This window comes from Streptomyces shenzhenensis (assembly GCF_003688995.1).
Taxonomy (GTDB): domain Bacteria; phylum Actinomycetota; class Actinomycetes; order Streptomycetales; family Streptomycetaceae; genus Streptomyces; species Streptomyces shenzhenensis_A.
In genome coordinates this window covers 210,197-225,250 of sequence record NZ_PENI01000003.1, presented here as the reverse complement: position 1 = coordinate 225,250, position 15,054 = coordinate 210,197, and the positions used below count along the sequence as shown (strand labels likewise).

Annotated in this window: 13 protein-coding genes and 2 pseudogenes; 5 read left to right on the top strand and 10 right to left on the bottom strand. The window is 74.9% G+C overall.

Annotated elements, in window-relative coordinates:
- Positions 1-77: 77 nt before the first annotated feature.
- Positions 78-446, top strand: a complete 369-nt coding sequence (locus CTZ28_RS06540; RefSeq protein ID WP_121888504.1) for a DUF1844 domain-containing protein — start codon at positions 78-80, stop codon at positions 444-446.
- A 116-nt stretch (positions 447-562) separates the two neighbouring features.
- On the opposite strand, the pseudogene CTZ28_RS48065 reads toward CTZ28_RS06540, so the two are convergent.
- The 3 genes and pseudogenes from CTZ28_RS48065 to CTZ28_RS06520 all read right to left on the bottom strand — a co-directional run.
- Positions 563-697: pseudogene (locus tag CTZ28_RS48065) on the bottom strand (SseB family protein); the annotation flags it as partial.
- A gap of 475 nt (positions 698-1,172) precedes the next feature.
- A pseudogene (locus CTZ28_RS48060) lies at positions 1,173-1,307 on the bottom strand (SseB family protein); the annotation flags it as partial.
- Positions 1,308-1,446: 139 nt separating this feature from the next.
- On the bottom strand, positions 1,447-2,178 hold the full coding sequence (locus CTZ28_RS06520) for an SseB family protein (protein WP_121888281.1): 732 nt from the start codon (positions 2,176-2,178) through the stop codon (positions 1,447-1,449).
- 150 nt (positions 2,179-2,328) lie between these two features.
- On the opposite strand from CTZ28_RS06520, the gene CTZ28_RS06515 reads away from it, so the two are divergent.
- Positions 2,329-3,345: a serine hydrolase gene (locus CTZ28_RS06515; protein ID WP_121888280.1), complete on the top strand. Its 1,017-nt coding sequence runs from the start codon at positions 2,329-2,331 to the stop codon at positions 3,343-3,345.
- Positions 3,346-3,381: 36 nt separating this feature from the next.
- On the opposite strand, the gene mycP is transcribed toward CTZ28_RS06515, so the two are convergent.
- Entirely contained in the window at positions 3,382-4,569 is a 1,188-nt protein-coding gene (gene mycP / locus CTZ28_RS06510; protein WP_121888279.1) for a type VII secretion-associated serine protease mycosin, read from the bottom strand.
- Entirely contained in the window at positions 4,566-5,378 is an 813-nt protein-coding gene (locus tag CTZ28_RS06505) for a hypothetical protein (protein ID WP_121888503.1), read from the bottom strand. Before CTZ28_RS06505 ends, mycP begins: the two co-directional genes overlap by 4 nt.
- 1,020 nt (positions 5,379-6,398) lie before the next feature.
- Here CTZ28_RS06505 and CTZ28_RS06500 point away from each other — a divergent pair.
- Positions 6,399-7,601, top strand: coding sequence for an amino acid deaminase/aldolase (locus CTZ28_RS06500; protein WP_121888278.1), 1,203 nt, complete (start codon positions 6,399-6,401; stop codon positions 7,599-7,601).
- Positions 7,602-7,605: 4 nt separating this feature from the next.
- Here CTZ28_RS06500 and CTZ28_RS06495 read toward each other — a convergent pair whose 3' ends face one another.
- From CTZ28_RS06495 to CTZ28_RS06480, 4 genes are all read right to left on the bottom strand, one after another.
- A complete protein-coding gene (locus CTZ28_RS06495) occupies positions 7,606-8,511 on the bottom strand; it encodes a DUF2510 domain-containing protein (RefSeq protein WP_121888277.1) in 906 nt (301 codons plus the stop codon).
- A 70-nt stretch (positions 8,512-8,581) separates the two neighbouring features.
- Complete coding sequence (locus tag CTZ28_RS06490; RefSeq protein ID WP_121888276.1) at positions 8,582-9,373, bottom strand: 3-oxoacyl-ACP reductase; 792 nt, start codon at positions 9,371-9,373, stop codon at positions 8,582-8,584.
- The gene (locus CTZ28_RS06485) at positions 9,370-10,764 is read right to left on the bottom strand and encodes an aldehyde dehydrogenase family protein (protein ID WP_398655403.1); all 1,395 of its coding nucleotides are present in this window, start codon (positions 10,762-10,764) and stop codon (positions 9,370-9,372) included. The genes CTZ28_RS06490 and CTZ28_RS06485 overlap by 4 nt, the downstream gene beginning before the upstream one ends.
- Before the next feature lie 8 nt (positions 10,765-10,772).
- Entirely contained in the window at positions 10,773-12,131 is a 1,359-nt protein-coding gene (locus tag CTZ28_RS06480; RefSeq protein WP_121888275.1) for a glutamine synthetase family protein, read from the bottom strand.
- An 85-nt stretch (positions 12,132-12,216) separates the two neighbouring features.
- Here CTZ28_RS06480 and CTZ28_RS06475 point away from each other — a divergent pair, with 85 nt between their 5' ends.
- Complete coding sequence (locus CTZ28_RS06475) at positions 12,217-12,954, top strand: FadR/GntR family transcriptional regulator (RefSeq protein WP_183154283.1); 738 nt, start codon at positions 12,217-12,219, stop codon at positions 12,952-12,954.
- A 447-nt stretch (positions 12,955-13,401) separates the two neighbouring features.
- Positions 13,402-14,088, top strand: a complete 687-nt coding sequence (locus CTZ28_RS06470) for a gamma-glutamyl-gamma-aminobutyrate hydrolase family protein (RefSeq protein ID WP_121888274.1) — start codon at positions 13,402-13,404, stop codon at positions 14,086-14,088.
- A 12-nt stretch (positions 14,089-14,100) separates the two neighbouring features.
- Here CTZ28_RS06470 and CTZ28_RS06465 read toward each other — a convergent pair whose 3' ends face one another.
- Positions 14,101-15,021, bottom strand: coding sequence for a LysR family transcriptional regulator (locus CTZ28_RS06465; RefSeq protein WP_121888273.1), 921 nt, complete (start codon positions 15,019-15,021; stop codon positions 14,101-14,103).
- Positions 15,022-15,054 lie beyond the last annotated feature (33 nt).

Below are 15,054 nucleotides of genomic sequence, written 5' to 3'. Positions count from 1 at the left end.
GGCTAGCAGCTCGGTGCCGGAACGGCGAACCGAGGCCCACTGGGGCCGGGGACCGCGCGGCGCCTATCGTGTCCCGCATGAGTGAGTCCTCCCCCTCCGGCTCGGCCGAGCAGCCCGACTTCGACGAGATGGCGCGCGACATCGCCGAGGTCCCCGCGGTCGAGGTGATCGTGACGGTCGCCGTCAACCTGATGAGCGCCGCGGCCGTGAAGCTCGGGCTGACCGAGGAGGGCGACGCGTACAAGGATCTGGACGAGGCCCGCAAGCTGGTGACCGCCCTCGCCGGTCTGCTGGACGCGAGCGCGACCGAGATCAGCTCCTTCCACGCGGCGCCGTTGCGCGACGGCCTGAAGTCGCTGCAACTGGCGTTCCGCGAGGCGTCGATCGTCCCGGACGAGCCCGGCCAGGGCCCCGGCGAAAAGTACACAGGCCCGATCTACGGCTAGCCGCCAGCGGCCGCCACGGCCGGCCCGTCCACGCACGCACGAGGCCTCACCCGGGGCATGGCCCCGGCCGGGAATGTCGCACCGACGGCCAGCACGGCAAGGAGCTGGCCAGCCGGTCATCCGCGTGCGTACAAGGGCTCGCCCGGAGGCGTGGTCCCGCGCGGCAGCACCGCAAGGTCGAGGCCGTGCACCAGGCGGGCCCGGAGTATCTCGGCGGCGGCCAGCCCGCCCGCGACGCGACGAAGTACGCGCCCAGCACGACGAGAAGCCGGCCGGGACGTCACCGACGTGCGTGACCAGGCCGGCAGGCCACCCGCGCACGTGCAGGCCTCACCCGGGGCGTGACCCCGGCCGGGAAAGTCGCACCGACGGCCAGCCCGCGCGCAGCACGACGAGGAGCCGGCCAGCCGGTCATCCGCGTACGTACAAAGGCTCGCCCGGAGGCGTGGTTCCGGGTAGTAGGACCGCCAGGTCGAGGCCTCGCACCACCGGTCCCGGCCGCCCCGGCGCCGCCCGCCAGCGCGTGACGGCGCGAACGGCCTCGGCCGGCCGTGCCGAAGTACGCGCCCAGCACGACGAGAAGCCGGCCGGGACGTCACCGACGTGCGTGACCAGGCCGGCAGGCCACCCGCGCACGTGCAGGCCTCACCCGGGGCGTGACCCCGGCCGGGAAAGTCGCACCGACGGCCAGCCCGCGCGCAGCACGGCGAGAAGCCGGCCAGCCGGTCATCCGCGTACGTACAAGGGCTCGCCCGGGGGTGTGGTTCCGGGTGGTGGGACCGCCAGGTCGAGGCCTCGCACCAGGCGGGCCCGCAGTATCCCCTCGACGGCCAGCCCGCCCGCGACGCGACGAAGTGCGCGCCCAGCACGACGAGAAGCCGGTCCGCCGGGACGTCACCGACGTGCGTGACCAGGCCGGCAGGTCATCCGCGTACGTACGAGGCCTCACCCGGGGCATGGCCCCGGCCGGGAATGTCGCACCGACGGCCAGCCCAGCCGGTCATCCGCGTACGTACAAAGGCTCGCCCGGAGGTGTGGTTCCGGGTGGGAGGACCGCCAGGTCGAGGCCTCGTACCAGGCGGGCCCGTAGTGTCTCGGCGGCGGCCAGTCGGTCCGCGACGGCGTGAACGGCCTCGGCCGGCCGTGCCGAGGGATCGAGGACGAGGGCGAGGGTGCCGTCGGCCCCGCCGGCGCCGAGGTACGCGCGCAGCACGGCGGGCTCGGCGGCCACCGCGGTCCGTACCGCCTCCCGCACGGCCGGGTCGGCGAGCGGGTCGGTCGTCGTGCGGCCCTCGGCCAGCGCGAGCAGCGCGGGGCCGGTCAGTTCGAAGGGCACCGGACCTGACATGTCCAGCACGACCGTGTCGGCCTTCTCGTGCGCGGCGGCCCGCAGCGCCTGGTGCAGGGGTACGGCGACGGGCCGGGCGGCCGGGTCCCAGCGGGCCAGCGACGCGATGGACGTGAAGGCGGGCAGGGCGGTGCGGGATCCGGCCCGCAGGGTCGGCACGGCCATGTCGCTGGTCTTCTCGCGGCGCAGCCCCTTCTCGTCCTCCGTCACCTCGCCGAGGACGGCCACGACCGGGACGAGCAGCCGGGCTCCCCTGAGCGCCTCCAGTACGGGGCCCACGGCGGTGCGGTCCTCGGCCCAGGCGGCGAGCGCCGCGCTCAGCCGGGGATCGGGGGATCCGTCGTCGTCGGAGAAGCCGGGGTCGGGAATGTTCTTGTTCGCCACGGTCGACGACCCTATCGGCGGGATGCCGCTGGGCTTGTGCGGGCCCCGAAACCTCACGGTCACGGCTTTCACCGGATTCTCAGATTTCGCTGACGAGCTTCTAACCCGCGTCTAACGCCCCGCACAGTCCGTGCCCCGAGCATCGCCGGCATGGAGTCCCCCAGAACCCGCCGGCGCCACCGGTCCCGGCCGTCCCGGCGCCGCCCGCCGGCGCACACCGCGCTCGTGGCGCTCGCCATCGTGGGGATGACGGCCGGCGGGACGGTGTATGTGAAGGCGCGGGCGCACTCCGGCAGCGGGCACGTATCCTCGGCGGCGTTGCCGTCGGCCGCCTCCTCGGCCCCGGCGGGCGAGGAGGAATCGGTGCAGCCGGTGACAGAGCCGACGGTGGACCGGGACGCACTGCTGAGCACGGCGCTTGCGGCGGTGACCGTCCCGTCGGGCGCGCAGGTGTCGGCGGCCGTGCTCGACCTGGACTCCGGCGAGCGCGCCGTCCACGGCGACGCGGCCTTCGACACGGCGAGCATCGTGAAGGTCGACATCCTGGCGGCGCTGCTGCTCCAGGCGCAGGACGCGGCACGCCGACTCACCGCGGCGGAGCGGGCGTACGCCACGAAGATGATCGAGAACAGCGACAACGACTCGGCGTCGGCGCTGTGGCGGAGCATCGGCGGCGCGGACGGGCTCGACGCGGCGAACGAGCGCTTCGGGCTGACGGACACGACCGGCGGCGACGGCCCGCTGTGGGGGCTGACCCGGACCACGGCGGCCGATCAACTCACCCTGCTCCAGCAGGTGTTCGGGGACGACTCGGAGCTGAGCGAGGCGTCGCGTGAGTATCTCCAGGGGCTGATGGAGAGCATCGAGGCCGATCAGAACTGGGGGGTCTCGGCGGTGGCCGACGGCTCCGGGTGGGCCCTGAAGAACGGCTGGCTGGCGCGCAGCACGACCGGACTGTGGGTGGTGAACAGCGTCGGCCGGGTGACGGTGGACGGCACCGGGTATCTGGTGGCCGTGCTGTCGCAGGGCACCGCGTCCCAGGCGCGCGGCATCGAACTGGTCGAGGCGGCGGCGCGGGCCGCGCTGTCGGCTTTCACCGGGCAGTCGGCCTCGGCGTCCGCGGGCTCCTCGGTGGCGCCGGTCTCGTCGGCGTCCCCGGCCGGGTAGTCCCGGCGTCCGGCTCCGCGCCGACGGTCCCCGGGTTCAGCTCTCCGTCGCGCGCCGGCCGCGCCACAGCACCACCGCGGCCACCAGCAGCACCCCGCCGATGCTGCCCGCGAGGGGACCCGCCCAGTCCGCGGTGTCCCCGGCCCGCTCGGCGGTGTCCGGGCCGGGCCCGAAGTACTTCTCGCCGTACGCCGCCGAGCGCAGCCCCTGCGGTTCGAGCCGGCCCGCCGCGCTGATCGCGGCGGCGGGGTCGACGAAGCCGAAGCCGCGCGAGTCGTCACGGCCGCCGCTCGGCGCGTTCCGGGCGGTCTCCTCCAGGAGCCGCTTGATCTGGGCCGGGGTGAGGCCCGGGTGGGCCGCCTTGACGAGCGCGACGGCGCCCGAGACGAAGGCGGCGGCGGCGCTGGTCCCCCAGCCCTCGTAGTACCTGCGGTCCGGGTCGGCGATGACGACGTCGACGCCGGGCGCGCTGACCGTGGCGTACCAGCGGCGGGTGGAGAAGGCGGCGCGGGTGCCGTAGCGGTCGACGGCGGTCGCGGCGATCACGCCCGGGTAGGCCGCCGGGTAGGAGATGTGGTCGCCCTTGTCGCCGCCGTTCCCGGCGGAGGCGACGACGGCCACGCCCTTCTTCAGGGCGTACTGCACGGCCTCGTCCTCGCTCGGCTCCGGGTGCGCCGAGTCGGAGTCGTCGCCGAGCGAGAGGTTGATGACGTCGGCACCGTGGTCGGCGGCCCAGCGGATGCCCTCGGCGAGGGCGTTGCCGCGGCTGGAGCGGGCCTTGGCGCGGGCCGCGTCGCCGTCCTCCAGGATCACCCGGACGGGCTGGATCGTGGCCTCGGGTGCGATGCCCAGGACGCCGTCGGCGTTGCCCGGGCCGTGGCCGTGGCCCGCGATGATGCCGGCCATGGCGGTGCCGTGTCTGGCCCAGGCGCGGTCGCCGGGCTGGGCGCCGAAGCCGACGAAGTCCTTGGTGTCCAGGACGTTGCCGGCGAGGTCGGGGTGGTCGGCGTCGACTCCGGTGTCCAGGACGGCGACGGTGACGCCCTTGCCCTTGGTGATGCGCCACGCCTCCTCGGTGTGCAGGGCGGAGAGCCCCCACTGCTGGGCGCGGATGCCGTCGGCGTGCGCGACGGTGGACGGCAGGAGGGCGAGTGAGCCGGCGAGCAGCAGGCTCAGTGCGATGCCGGTCGTGCGCGGGCGGTGACCGCCCTTCGTTCGCCTCATGAGGGCCTCTCCGTGGCCGGGCTGACGGTCTGGCGCAGGCGCCGTTCGATGCGGTCGGCGAGGCCCTGGGCCTCCTGGCCGAGGCCCGCCTGGGCGGGGGCGGTGGTGGCGCCGGACTGCTGGGCGTCCGCGGCGGGCTGGGGCGCGTCGACGGTGCGGCCGTCGGCCCAGCCGGAGACGGCGTAGGCGACGACGGGGGCGTCGGTGAGCACCGAGATGGTCCAGGAGCCGCGCTGTTCGTCGCCGAAGCCCGCGGCGACGGTGTCCGCCGCCGCGTACGGGCGGGGCATCAGATCGGCGCGGCGGTCCAGGCGCTCGTTCTTGAAGCGGGCGGCCAGGGCGGACATGGCGGCGGGGTCGGCCTTGGCGAACAGCAGCCCGACGGTGGTGACATGGCTCTGGGTGGCGTCCGTGTAGGTGGCCCGCAGTAGCCGTTCGCAGCCGAGCGGGTCGAGGAGCCCCCGCAGCAGCGGGTCGAAGGCGTTCACGCAGCCGCTGTCCGGGGCGACGGCGATCCGCGTCCAGGTCCGGTCGGCTCCGCCGGGTCCGGCGCCCTTGCCCTCGACGGTGGGCGGGAACAGTTCGTCCACCGGCACGCTGTGCCACAGGGCGCCGGCCGCGGCGAAGCCGCTCGTGCCGCCCGTGGCCCCGGCGTCGCCGGTGAGCCAACTCCCCGTCACGGCACCGCCGATGAGCCCGAGGCCGAGGACCAGGCATGCGGCGGCAGCGGCGGTGCGGGGGCGCAACCGTACGCCCAGCGGCCGGGGCCGCGCCCGGTCGTCGTATCCCTCGGGCTGTCCGAACGACACGACGGGCCGCTCACCTCCGGGCGGCCCGAACGCGCTCCACGACAGCGCCGGATCGGGGGCCGCGGCGGGCTCCGTCCGCCCCGGGAGCGGCCCGCCCGGGAAGTCATCGGGCCGCCAGGCCCCGACCTGCGGCCCGCCCGGAACGGCGGTGGAGCCGGGCCGGACCGTGGGCCGCGGCGGCACGGTGGCCGCGCCGGGCCGTGCGGGGGGCGACGGTGGCACAGGCCGTCCCGGTCCGCGGTCCGCGCCGGGTCCGGGCTCCGACGGCGTCGCCCGCGGCCGGCCGGTGGTCTCCGACGGGGGCGTGGCGGGCGGGCCGGACGGCCGGGGCGGCACAACGGGCGGGTGCCCGAGGTGCGGTGGGCGCGGGGACCGCCCCGGGTGCCGGTCGGCTCCGCCAGTCCGCGCCGGGTCTGAACTCCCGGTGCGGCGGGGGCGGAAGCCCGCGGCGGGCGGGGTGTCCGGGAAGCGGGCCGAGGCTGGCGGCGGCGGTGCCGACACGCCGGTCCTGTCCGCCCCGCCGTCCGACGTGGCCGGGGGCGCGGCGGGCGGCGAAGTGGGGCGCGGTGGAGGCAGGGAGCGCGCGGGCTTCGCCGTGTGCGCGCCGTTGGCCGCCGGTTTCGCGGCGTCGTCCGTGGTACCGGTCTGCTCGGTCTTCTCGCTGGTCGCGGTGGTCTCCGGGGGCATCTCGGGGGCGTCCGTGGGGGTTGGCCGCGGGGGAATCGGGGCGTGGCGCGCTTCCGTGCTCATGCACCCCCCGTTTCCTCGTCCCCGGGCCGTCTCCTCGGTACGCGGGCGGTCCTGCCCCTCACCTCGGCCCGGTGCGGTCCGTCCCGGGCACGCATACCCGCACGGAGGCAACGGCATCCCGGCGCGGCACCGCGGCCGATGGCGTTCCGTCGTGCGTGCGCGTCACTCTACGGGTTGTTCCACGGCGAACGGGAACCAGTCCGCGACGCCGGGGCATCTGCCCAGAACGTCCCCCTACCCTGCGGTAATCGTGTCTGGCAGGCTTCGTTCATGACTGCGCGCGCCGCCGACCGGGCCCGTTACGACCGGGCCACCGCCCATCTCGACGCCCCGCTGGCGATCGTGGACCTGGACGCGTTCGACGCCAACGCGGACGACCTCGTGCGCCGGGCCGGCGGGAAGCCGATCCGCGTGGCCAGCAAGTCCGTGCGCTGCCGTGCCCTGCTCGAACGGGTCCTCGCGAGGGACGGCTTCCAGGGCATCATGTCGTTCACGCTGGCCGAGTCGCTGTGGCTCGCGCGCTCCGGCTTCGACGACGTGCTGCTCGCCTACCCGTCCGCCGACCGGTCCGGTTTCGCCGAGCTGACCGCCCACCCCAAGGCGGCCGCCGCCGTCACCGTCATGATCGACGACCCGGCGCAGCTCGACCTCATCGATGCCTCCCGCGCCGGCGGCGGCGAAGTCGTGCGTGTCTGCCTGGAGTTGGACACGTCGCTGCGGCTGTTCGGCGGCCGGCTGCGGGTCGGGGCGCTGCGTTCGCCGCTGCACTCCCCCGACCAGGTCGCCGAGTTGGCGCGGGCGGTGGTGCGGCGTCCCGGTTTCACGCTCGTGGGGATCATGGCGTACGAGGGTCATATCGCCGGCGTGGGCGACTCCGTCGCCGGTCGTCCGCTGCGCTCACGGGGCATCCGTCTGATGCAGGCGAGCGCGCGGCGCGAACTGGCGGAGCGGCGGGCCGCCGTGGTGCGGGCCGTCCGGGCGGTGGCGCCCGGCCTGGAGTTCGTCAACGGCGGTGGCACGGGCAGCGTGCAGCACACGGCCGCCGAGGCCGCCGTCACCGAGGTCGCGGCCGGTTCCGGGCTGTATGTGCCGCGCCTGTTCGACAACTACACGTCGTTCAGGGGCCGTCCGGCCGCGCTGTTCGCGCTGCCGGTCGTGCGCCGGCCGGGCGTCGGGGTGGTGACGGTCCTCGGCGGGGGCTATCCGGCCTCCGGCGTGGCCGGCACGGACCGGCTGCCGGTGCCGTATCTGCCGGAGGGGCTGCGCTACGACCCGCAGGAGGGGCCGGGCGAGGTGCAGACGCCGCTGCTCGGTGCGCCCGCCGACGATCTGCTCGTCGGCGACAAGGTGTGGTTCCGGCACGCCAAGGCCGGTGAGCTGTGCGAGCGGTTCGAGATGCTGCACCTGGTCGAGGGGGACGCGGTGACGGCGGCCGTGCCCACCTACCGGGGCGAGGGCCACACCTTCCTGTGACGGGTCAGCTCGACGGGCCGAGGCTGCTGCCGACGCCACCGCCGGTGTCCGCGTCGCCCACCGGCCGGATGCCCCGGGTGATCTCGTCCATGCCGGACAGCGCAGGCCCGTCGGGGCCCGCGTCGAAGACGAAGCGGACGACGACGGGCGCCTCGGTGCCGACAGTGGACGGGAAGGCCAGGGACTGGACGTAGCCGCCGGACCCCTTGGCCGTGGTGACCCGCCAGCGCACGTAGTACCCGGCGCGGCCCGCGACGGCGATCTGCCCCGAGGCGACGAGCCGATGGGACTCGATGCCGCCGAAGGGCCGCTCCCCGAGGGTGTTCTCCTCGTAGGCGGCGTCCGCGGCGTCGGGGATGTCCTCCTTGGCGAGCGCTTCGGGCGAGGTCCCTTCGGTGGCGGTCGCGGTGCGGGTGCTGACCAGGCCGTGCCGGCACAGGCCGACGCCGGCCGGGCAGTCGTAGGTGCCGTCCGTGGTCATGACGACGTCCTCGTCGGCGACGTACCGCGGGCGCTCCCAGCCGTCGGGCAGCGGCAGCGTGATGCCGTTGAGCTGGTCGACGACCACGGCGGGGTCGTCGGCGAAGGTGCCGGAAGGCGACGGTGTGCCGGACGGCGCAGCGGACTCCGGAGCGCTCGTGGCGGGCGTGGTCGCGGCGTCCGACTCGGTGGAGCCGGCGCCCTCGTGGTCCGCGCGGAGCACCAGGGCACCGGTGACGATCGCCGCGACCAGCACGGCGCCGGCGGCGACCAGCGCGATCGCCTTCGCCCGCCCAAAGGCGCGGTCCGGGGCCGCCGACGGTACGGGCGCCCCGGGCGCGCGCCGGTGCTCGGTCCAGGCGCTGCCGTCCCACCAGCGCTCCAGCTGTGGGGCGTTCGGGTCGGGGTACCAGCCGGGCGGCGGTGTCATGCTCATCCCGGCACTGTAGGCCGGGCGCCGAAGTCGCGTACACGGCGTCCGGCCCGCGGGCGGAGCCCGGTCAGAGCGGTGTGACGTAGGCGCCGGAGATTCCGCCGTCCACCAGGAAGTCGCTGGCGTTCACGAAGGAGGAGTCGTCGCTGGCGAGGAAGGCGACGGCGGCGGCGATCTCCTCGGCCTCGGCGAACCGGCCGAGCGGGATGTGCACCAGGCGGCGGGCGGCCCGCTCCGGGTCCTTGGCGAACAGCTCCTGCAGCAGCGGGGTGTTGACCGGTCCCGGGCACAGCGCGTTGACCCGGATGCCCTCCCGGGCGAACTGCACGCCGAGTTCACGGGACATGGCGAGCACCCCGCCCTTGGAGGCGGTGTAGGAGATCTGCGAGGTGGCCGCGCCCATGCGGGCGACGAAGGAGGCGGTGTTGATGATGGATCCCCGGCCCTGGCGGCGCATGTAGGGGATGGCGGCCTTGCAGCACAGGTAGACGGAGGTCAGGTTGACCTCCTGGACGCGCTTCCAGGCCTCCAGTCCGGTCTCCAGGATGGAGTCGTCGTCGGGCGGGGAGATGCCGGCGTTGTTGAAGGCGACGTCGACGCTGCCGTAGGTGTCGTACGCCGTCTTGAACAGCGCCTCGACCTGCTCGGGGTCGGTGACGTCGACCTTCACGAACAGCCCGCCGACCTCGTCGGCGGCGGCCTTGCCGCGGGTCTCGTCGACGTCGCCGCAGACGACGTGGGCGCCCTCGGAGGCGAGCCGGCGGGCGGTGGCGAGGCCGATGCCGCTGCCCGCTCCGGTGACGACGGCGGTGCGGCCGACCAGCCGGCGGCAGATGATCTCAGGGGTCTCGGCGGTCACTGTGCGGGGCCCTCCGTGCTGATGAAGACGTTCTTGGTCTCGGTGAAGGCGGTCAGGGCGTCCGGGCCCAGTTCGCGGCCGAGGCCGGACTGTTTGAAGCCGCCGAACGGGGTCCAGTAGCGGACGCTGGAGTGGGAGTTGACGGACAGGTTGCCGGCCCGGACGGCCCGCGAGACGCGCAGGGCGCGGCCCAGGTCCCGGGTCCACAGGGAGCCGGCCAGGCCGTAGGGGGTGTCGTTGGCGAGGCGGATCGCGTCGGCCTCGTCGGTGAAGGGCAGCAGCACGGCGACCGGGCCGAAGATCTCCTCGCGGGCCGCGGCCGAGTCGGGCCGCTCCCCCGTGAGCACGGTCGGCGGGAACCAGTAGCCGGGTCCCTCGGGGGCGGTGCCGCGCAGGGCGGGGGCGTCGGCGGGGACGAAGGACCGTACGCGGTCGCGTTGCCGGGCGGAGATCAGCGGGCCCATCCCGGTCTTCGGGTCGGCCGGGTCGCCCACCACGACGGCCGCGAGCGCGTCCGCCAGCAGCTCGTGGACCTGGTCGTACACCGGCTCCTGGACGAGGATCCGGGTGCGGGCGCAGCAGTCCTGGCCGGAGTTGTCGAGGAAGGAGAACGGGTCGACGGCGGCCTCGATGTCGGCGTCGGCGAAGACGATGTTGGGGCTCTTGCCGCCGAGTTCGAGGGTGACCGGTTTGACCAGGCGGGCGCACCGCTCCATGACCTCGCGGCCGGTGCGGGTGGAGCCGGTGAACACGATCTTCGCCACGCCGGGATGGTCGACGAGCGCGCGGCCGGCGATGTGGCCGTGTCCGGGCAGCACCTGGAAGAGGTGCTCGGGCAGGCCCGCCGCCAGGGCGAGTTCGGCGAGGCGGAGCGCGGTGAGCGGGGTGGTCTCGGCGGGCTTGAGGACGACGGCGTTGCCCGCGGCGAGGGCCGGGAAGCTGCCCCAGGCGGCGATGGGCATCGGGAAGTTCCAGGGCGCGATGACCCCGACCACGCCCAGCGGCTCCTGGAAGGTGACGTCCCAGCCGCCGGGCACGGGGATCTGCCGGCCGAGGAGGCGTTCGGCGCCGCCGGCCGCGTACAGCAGCAGGTCGCGGGCGTTGCCGGCCTCCCAGCGGGCGTTGCCGAGCAGATGGCCGGCCTCGCGGACCTCCAGCTGGGCCAGTTCCTCGGTGTGCGCGTCGACGGTGTCGGCGAAGCGGCGCAGCAGCCGGGCCCGGTCGGCGGGCGCGAGCGCGGCCCAGCGCGCCTGTGCGGTCGCGGCCCGTACGACGGCGGCGTCGACGTCGGCCGCGGTGGCGGCGGGGACGGTGGCGACGACCTCTTCGGTGGCGGGGTTGCGGATCTGGAGCTCGGGCTCGGGGGACAGCTCGTCGGACGAGTCGGACACGGCGGGCCTCACATGCGTTCGAAGGAGCGGCGCAGCTCCCAGTCGGTGACCGCGGCGTCGAAGGCGTCCAGTTCGACGCGGGCCAGGTTGTGGTAGTGGTCGACGACCTCGTCGCCGAAGGCAGCCCGGGCGATCGGGCTGGCCGTCCAGAGCGCGGCGGCCTCCCGCAGCGTGGTGGGGACGTGTGCGAAGCCGGCGGTGTAGGCGTTGCCCGGGCAGGGCTCGGGCAGTTCCAGTCGCTGTTCGACGCCGTACAGTCCGGCCGCCACCAGGGCGGCGACCGCGAGGTGCGGGTTGACGTCGCCGCCGGGCAGCCGGTTCTCGAAGCGCAGGGAGCGGCCGTGGCCGACGACGCGCAGCGCGCAGGTGCGGTTGTCGTGGCCCCAGGCGACGGCGGTCGGGGCGAACGAACCGGGCTGGAACCGCTTGTAGGAGTTGATGTTGGGGGCGTAGAGGAGGGCGAAGTCACGCAGGGCCGCCAGTTGTCCGGCGAGGAAGTGCCGCATGACGTCGGTCATCCCGTCGGGCCCGGCCATCGCGTTGCCGCCGTCGGCGTCGGCGAGCGAGAGGTGGATGTGGCAGGAGTTTCCCTCGCGCTCGTTGTACTTGGCCATGAAGGTGATCGAGACGCCCTCCTGGGCGGCGATCTCCTTGGCGCCGGTCTTGTACACGGCGTGCTGGTCGCAGGTGACCAGGGCCTCGTCGTAGCGGAAGGCGATCTCGTGCTGGCCGGGGTTGCACTCGCCCTTGGCCGACTCGACGGTGAGTCCGGCGCCGGTCATGTCGTTGCGCAGGCGGCGCAGCAGCGGCTCGATGCGGCCGGTGCCGAGGATGGAGTAGTCGACGTTGTACTGGTTGGCCGGGGTCAGCCCGCGGTAGGCCGCGTCCCAGGCCTGCTCGTAGGTGTCCTTGAAGACGATGAACTCCAGCTCGGTGCCGACCTGGGCGGTGTAGCCGAGCCGGGCGAGCCGCTCCAGCTGGTGGCGGAGGATGTGGCGGGGCGCCGCGGCGACCGGGGAGCCGTCCGCCCAGGCGAGGTCGGCGACGACCAGGGCGGTGCCCGGGTGCCAGGGGATGCGGCGCAGGGTGCTCAGGTCGGGGTGCATGGCGAAGTCGCCGTAGCCGCTGTCCCAGGAGGACATGGCGTAGCCGTCGACCGTGTTCATCTCGGCGTCGACGGCGAGCAGATAGTTGCAGCCCTCGGTGCCGTGGTGGAGGACCTCGTCGAGGAAGAAGCGGGCGGCGAACCGCTTGCCCTGGAGCCGCCCTTGCATATCGGGGAAGGCCAGCACGACAGTGTCGATCTCACCGCTCACGACGAGGGCGTGCAGTTCCTCGACGCCGAGCGGGGGTGTGCGGTCTGCCACGGGAGAGCCTCCTCAGGCTTCGTCGGCCGGCCGGGAGCCATAAGGTATTCCCGAGAACCATTGGTTGGGAAGGGGGCACGGCCGAATGGCGCGGGACACGCGGCAAGGACGGCTGGACGACCGGCTCGCGCCGGTGCTGCGGCCGGTGCGGGCGGGCAACGGATTCGAGGAGGCGCTGGAGCAGATCCTTCAGGTCGTGCGGCTGGGCCTGGTGCCGGGCGGCGAGCGGCTGCCCGCCGAGCGGGAGTTGGCGGAGCGGCTCGGGATCAGCCGGGTGACGCTGCGCGAGGTGCTGAAGGTGCTCCAGGACCAGGGGCTTGTGGAGTCCCGGCGCGGGCGTTACGGCGGCACGTTCGTGCTGCCGCGGACCGGCGCGGGCGGCGAGGACGAGCTGCGGCGCCGGGGCGCGGCGGTCGACATCGACGACGTGCTCAGATTCCGGGAGGTCCTGGAGGTGGGCGCGGCGGGGCTGTGCGCGGCGCACCCGCCGGCCGGCGACTCCGCGGAGCGGCTGCGGGCGGCGCTGGCCCGCACGCACGACGCGCCGCTGGCCGAGTACCGGCGACTGGACACCCTGCTCCACCTCACGCTGGCCGAGTTGTCGGGCTCGCCGACGCTGGCCGCGCAGTACGCGGCGGTCCGGGCGACGGTCAACGACCTGCTCGACTGCATCCCGCTGCTCGTCCGCAACCTGGAGCACTCACAGCGCCAGCACACGGCACTGGTCGAGGCGGTCCTGGACGGCGACACGGACGGGGCCCAGGAGATGATGCGCGAACACTGCGCGGGAACGGCAGCACTGCTCCGCGGGTTCCTGACATGAGAGCCGGAGCACCGGGGCCCGCCCAGCAGGGCAAACGCCTGACAGGCGGACGCCGTCAGGCAGGCCGCCACGGAGCCCGTCGCCGGGACCGCCGAACAGGCACCCCGCCCCGGGACGCTCGCCGCGGCAGGGGCGCCGCCAGGTATCGGCGGGGGCCCGGCCCGCAGGGCAAACGCCTGACGGGCAAAGGCCATCACACAGACGCCCACGGAGCCCGTCGCGGGGCCGAGTCCGAACGACACCACCCCGGGACGCTCACCGCGGCAGGTGGCGCGCCCGGCTCGGACGGCGACAGGGCCCGAAACGCCCGGCATTCAGGCAGCCACGGGACCCGTCGCCGGGACCGTCAGACAGGCGCCCTCCACGGGCCCGGGTGGGCTGGGGCTTGTCCTCGGGTGGGTTCGCGGTAAAGGTATGCATGCTAGCCATTGAGCGGAGGAGGGTGCCATGGCGGGCCGGCCGTTGATCGGGGTCAGTACGTATCTGGAGTCCGGGGCGCGCTGGGGGGTGTGGGAGCTGGCGGCGGCACTGCTGCCGGCCGGCTATCCGCGGCTGGTGCAACGGGCCGGCGGGCTGGCCGCGATGCTGCCGCCGGACGGACCCGAGCACGCCGCGGCCACCGTGGCCCGGCTGGACGGGCTGGTGATCGCGGGCGGCCCGGACGTCGAACCGGTCCGCTACGGCGCCGTGCCCGACCCGCGGACCGGTCCGCCGGCCCGGGCCCGGGATGCCTGGGAACTCGCCCTGATCGACGCCGCGTTGGCCGCGGACGTACCGCTGCTCGGGATCTGCCGGGGCATGCAACTGCTGAACGTCGCGCTCGGCGGCACACTGGTGCAGCACCTGGACGGGCACGCCGAGGTGCCGGGGGTCTTCGGCCGGCACCCGGTCAAGCCGGTGCCCGGCACGCGGTACGCCGGCATCGTCCCGGAGGAGACCGCCGTACCCACGTTCCATCACCAGGCCGTGGACCGGCTCGGCAGCGGCCTCGTGGCGTCGGCGCACGCGGCGGACGGGACGGTCGAGGCGATCGAGCCCTCGGGGCCCGAAGGCTGGGTCCTGGGGGTGCAGTGGCATCCGGAGATGGGCGAGGACCTGCGGGTGATGCGGGCGCTGGTGACGGCGGCCGGCTGAGCGGTCCCCGGCTCAGCCGCGGGTCAGCGACAGCAGCTCCCGGGCCGGCCCCGTCGGCCGGTGCCCCGTCCGCCAGACCGCGCGCAGATCACGGCCGAGGGACATGTCCCGCACCGGGATGCGGACCAGACGGCGCAGGCCGAGTTCCTCCCGCACCGCGAGTTCGCTCAGCACCGCGGGTCCGGCGCCGCTGACCGCGGAGGCCTTGACCGCCGTGGTGGAGGACAGCTCGATCAGCGGGCGGGCGAGGCCGCCCAGGGCGGCGTCCAGGACCTGGCGGGTGCCCGAGCCGCGTTCGCGCAGGATCAGCGGGGTGGTGGCGAGTTCCGCCGCGGCCAGCGGGCCGCGGCGGCGGGCCCAGGGGTGCCCGGGGGCGGTGACGACGATCAGGTGGTCCTGCGCGATGACCGCGGAGTCCAGGCCCGCGGGGACCGTGAGCCCCTCCACGAAGCCGAGGTCCGCCTCGTCCGCGAGCAGCCGCTCGGCCACCGCCGTCGAGTTCCCGGCGAGCAGGGAGACCGCCGTGTCCGGGCGCCCCGCGCGCAGGGCCAGCAGCCAGCCCGGCAGCAGATACTCGGCGATCGTCATGCTGGCCGCCACCCGCAGCCGCGAGTCGCGCCGGTCCCGCAGCGCCTGCGCGCCCGCGTCGAAGGCCTCGGCCGCCTCCACGATGCGCCGTGCCCAGTCGGTCACCAGCGCCCCGGCGTCGGTGAGCCGGGAGCCGCGCGGCGAGCGGTCCACCAGGGCGACGCCCAACTGCCGTTCCATGGAACGGATCCGGCTGCTGGCCGCCGGCTGGCTGACGCCCCGCTCCCGGGCCGCCGCGCCGAGGCTGCCGGTGCGCGCCACCGCCAGCAGCAGTTCCAGCGCACCGAGATCCGGCACCCGATGGGCCAGCGATCCCGGCCCGCGGCGCTCCTCCGCTCCACTCATAAGACCAGCTTATGCCCTCATAGAGCCGGACTC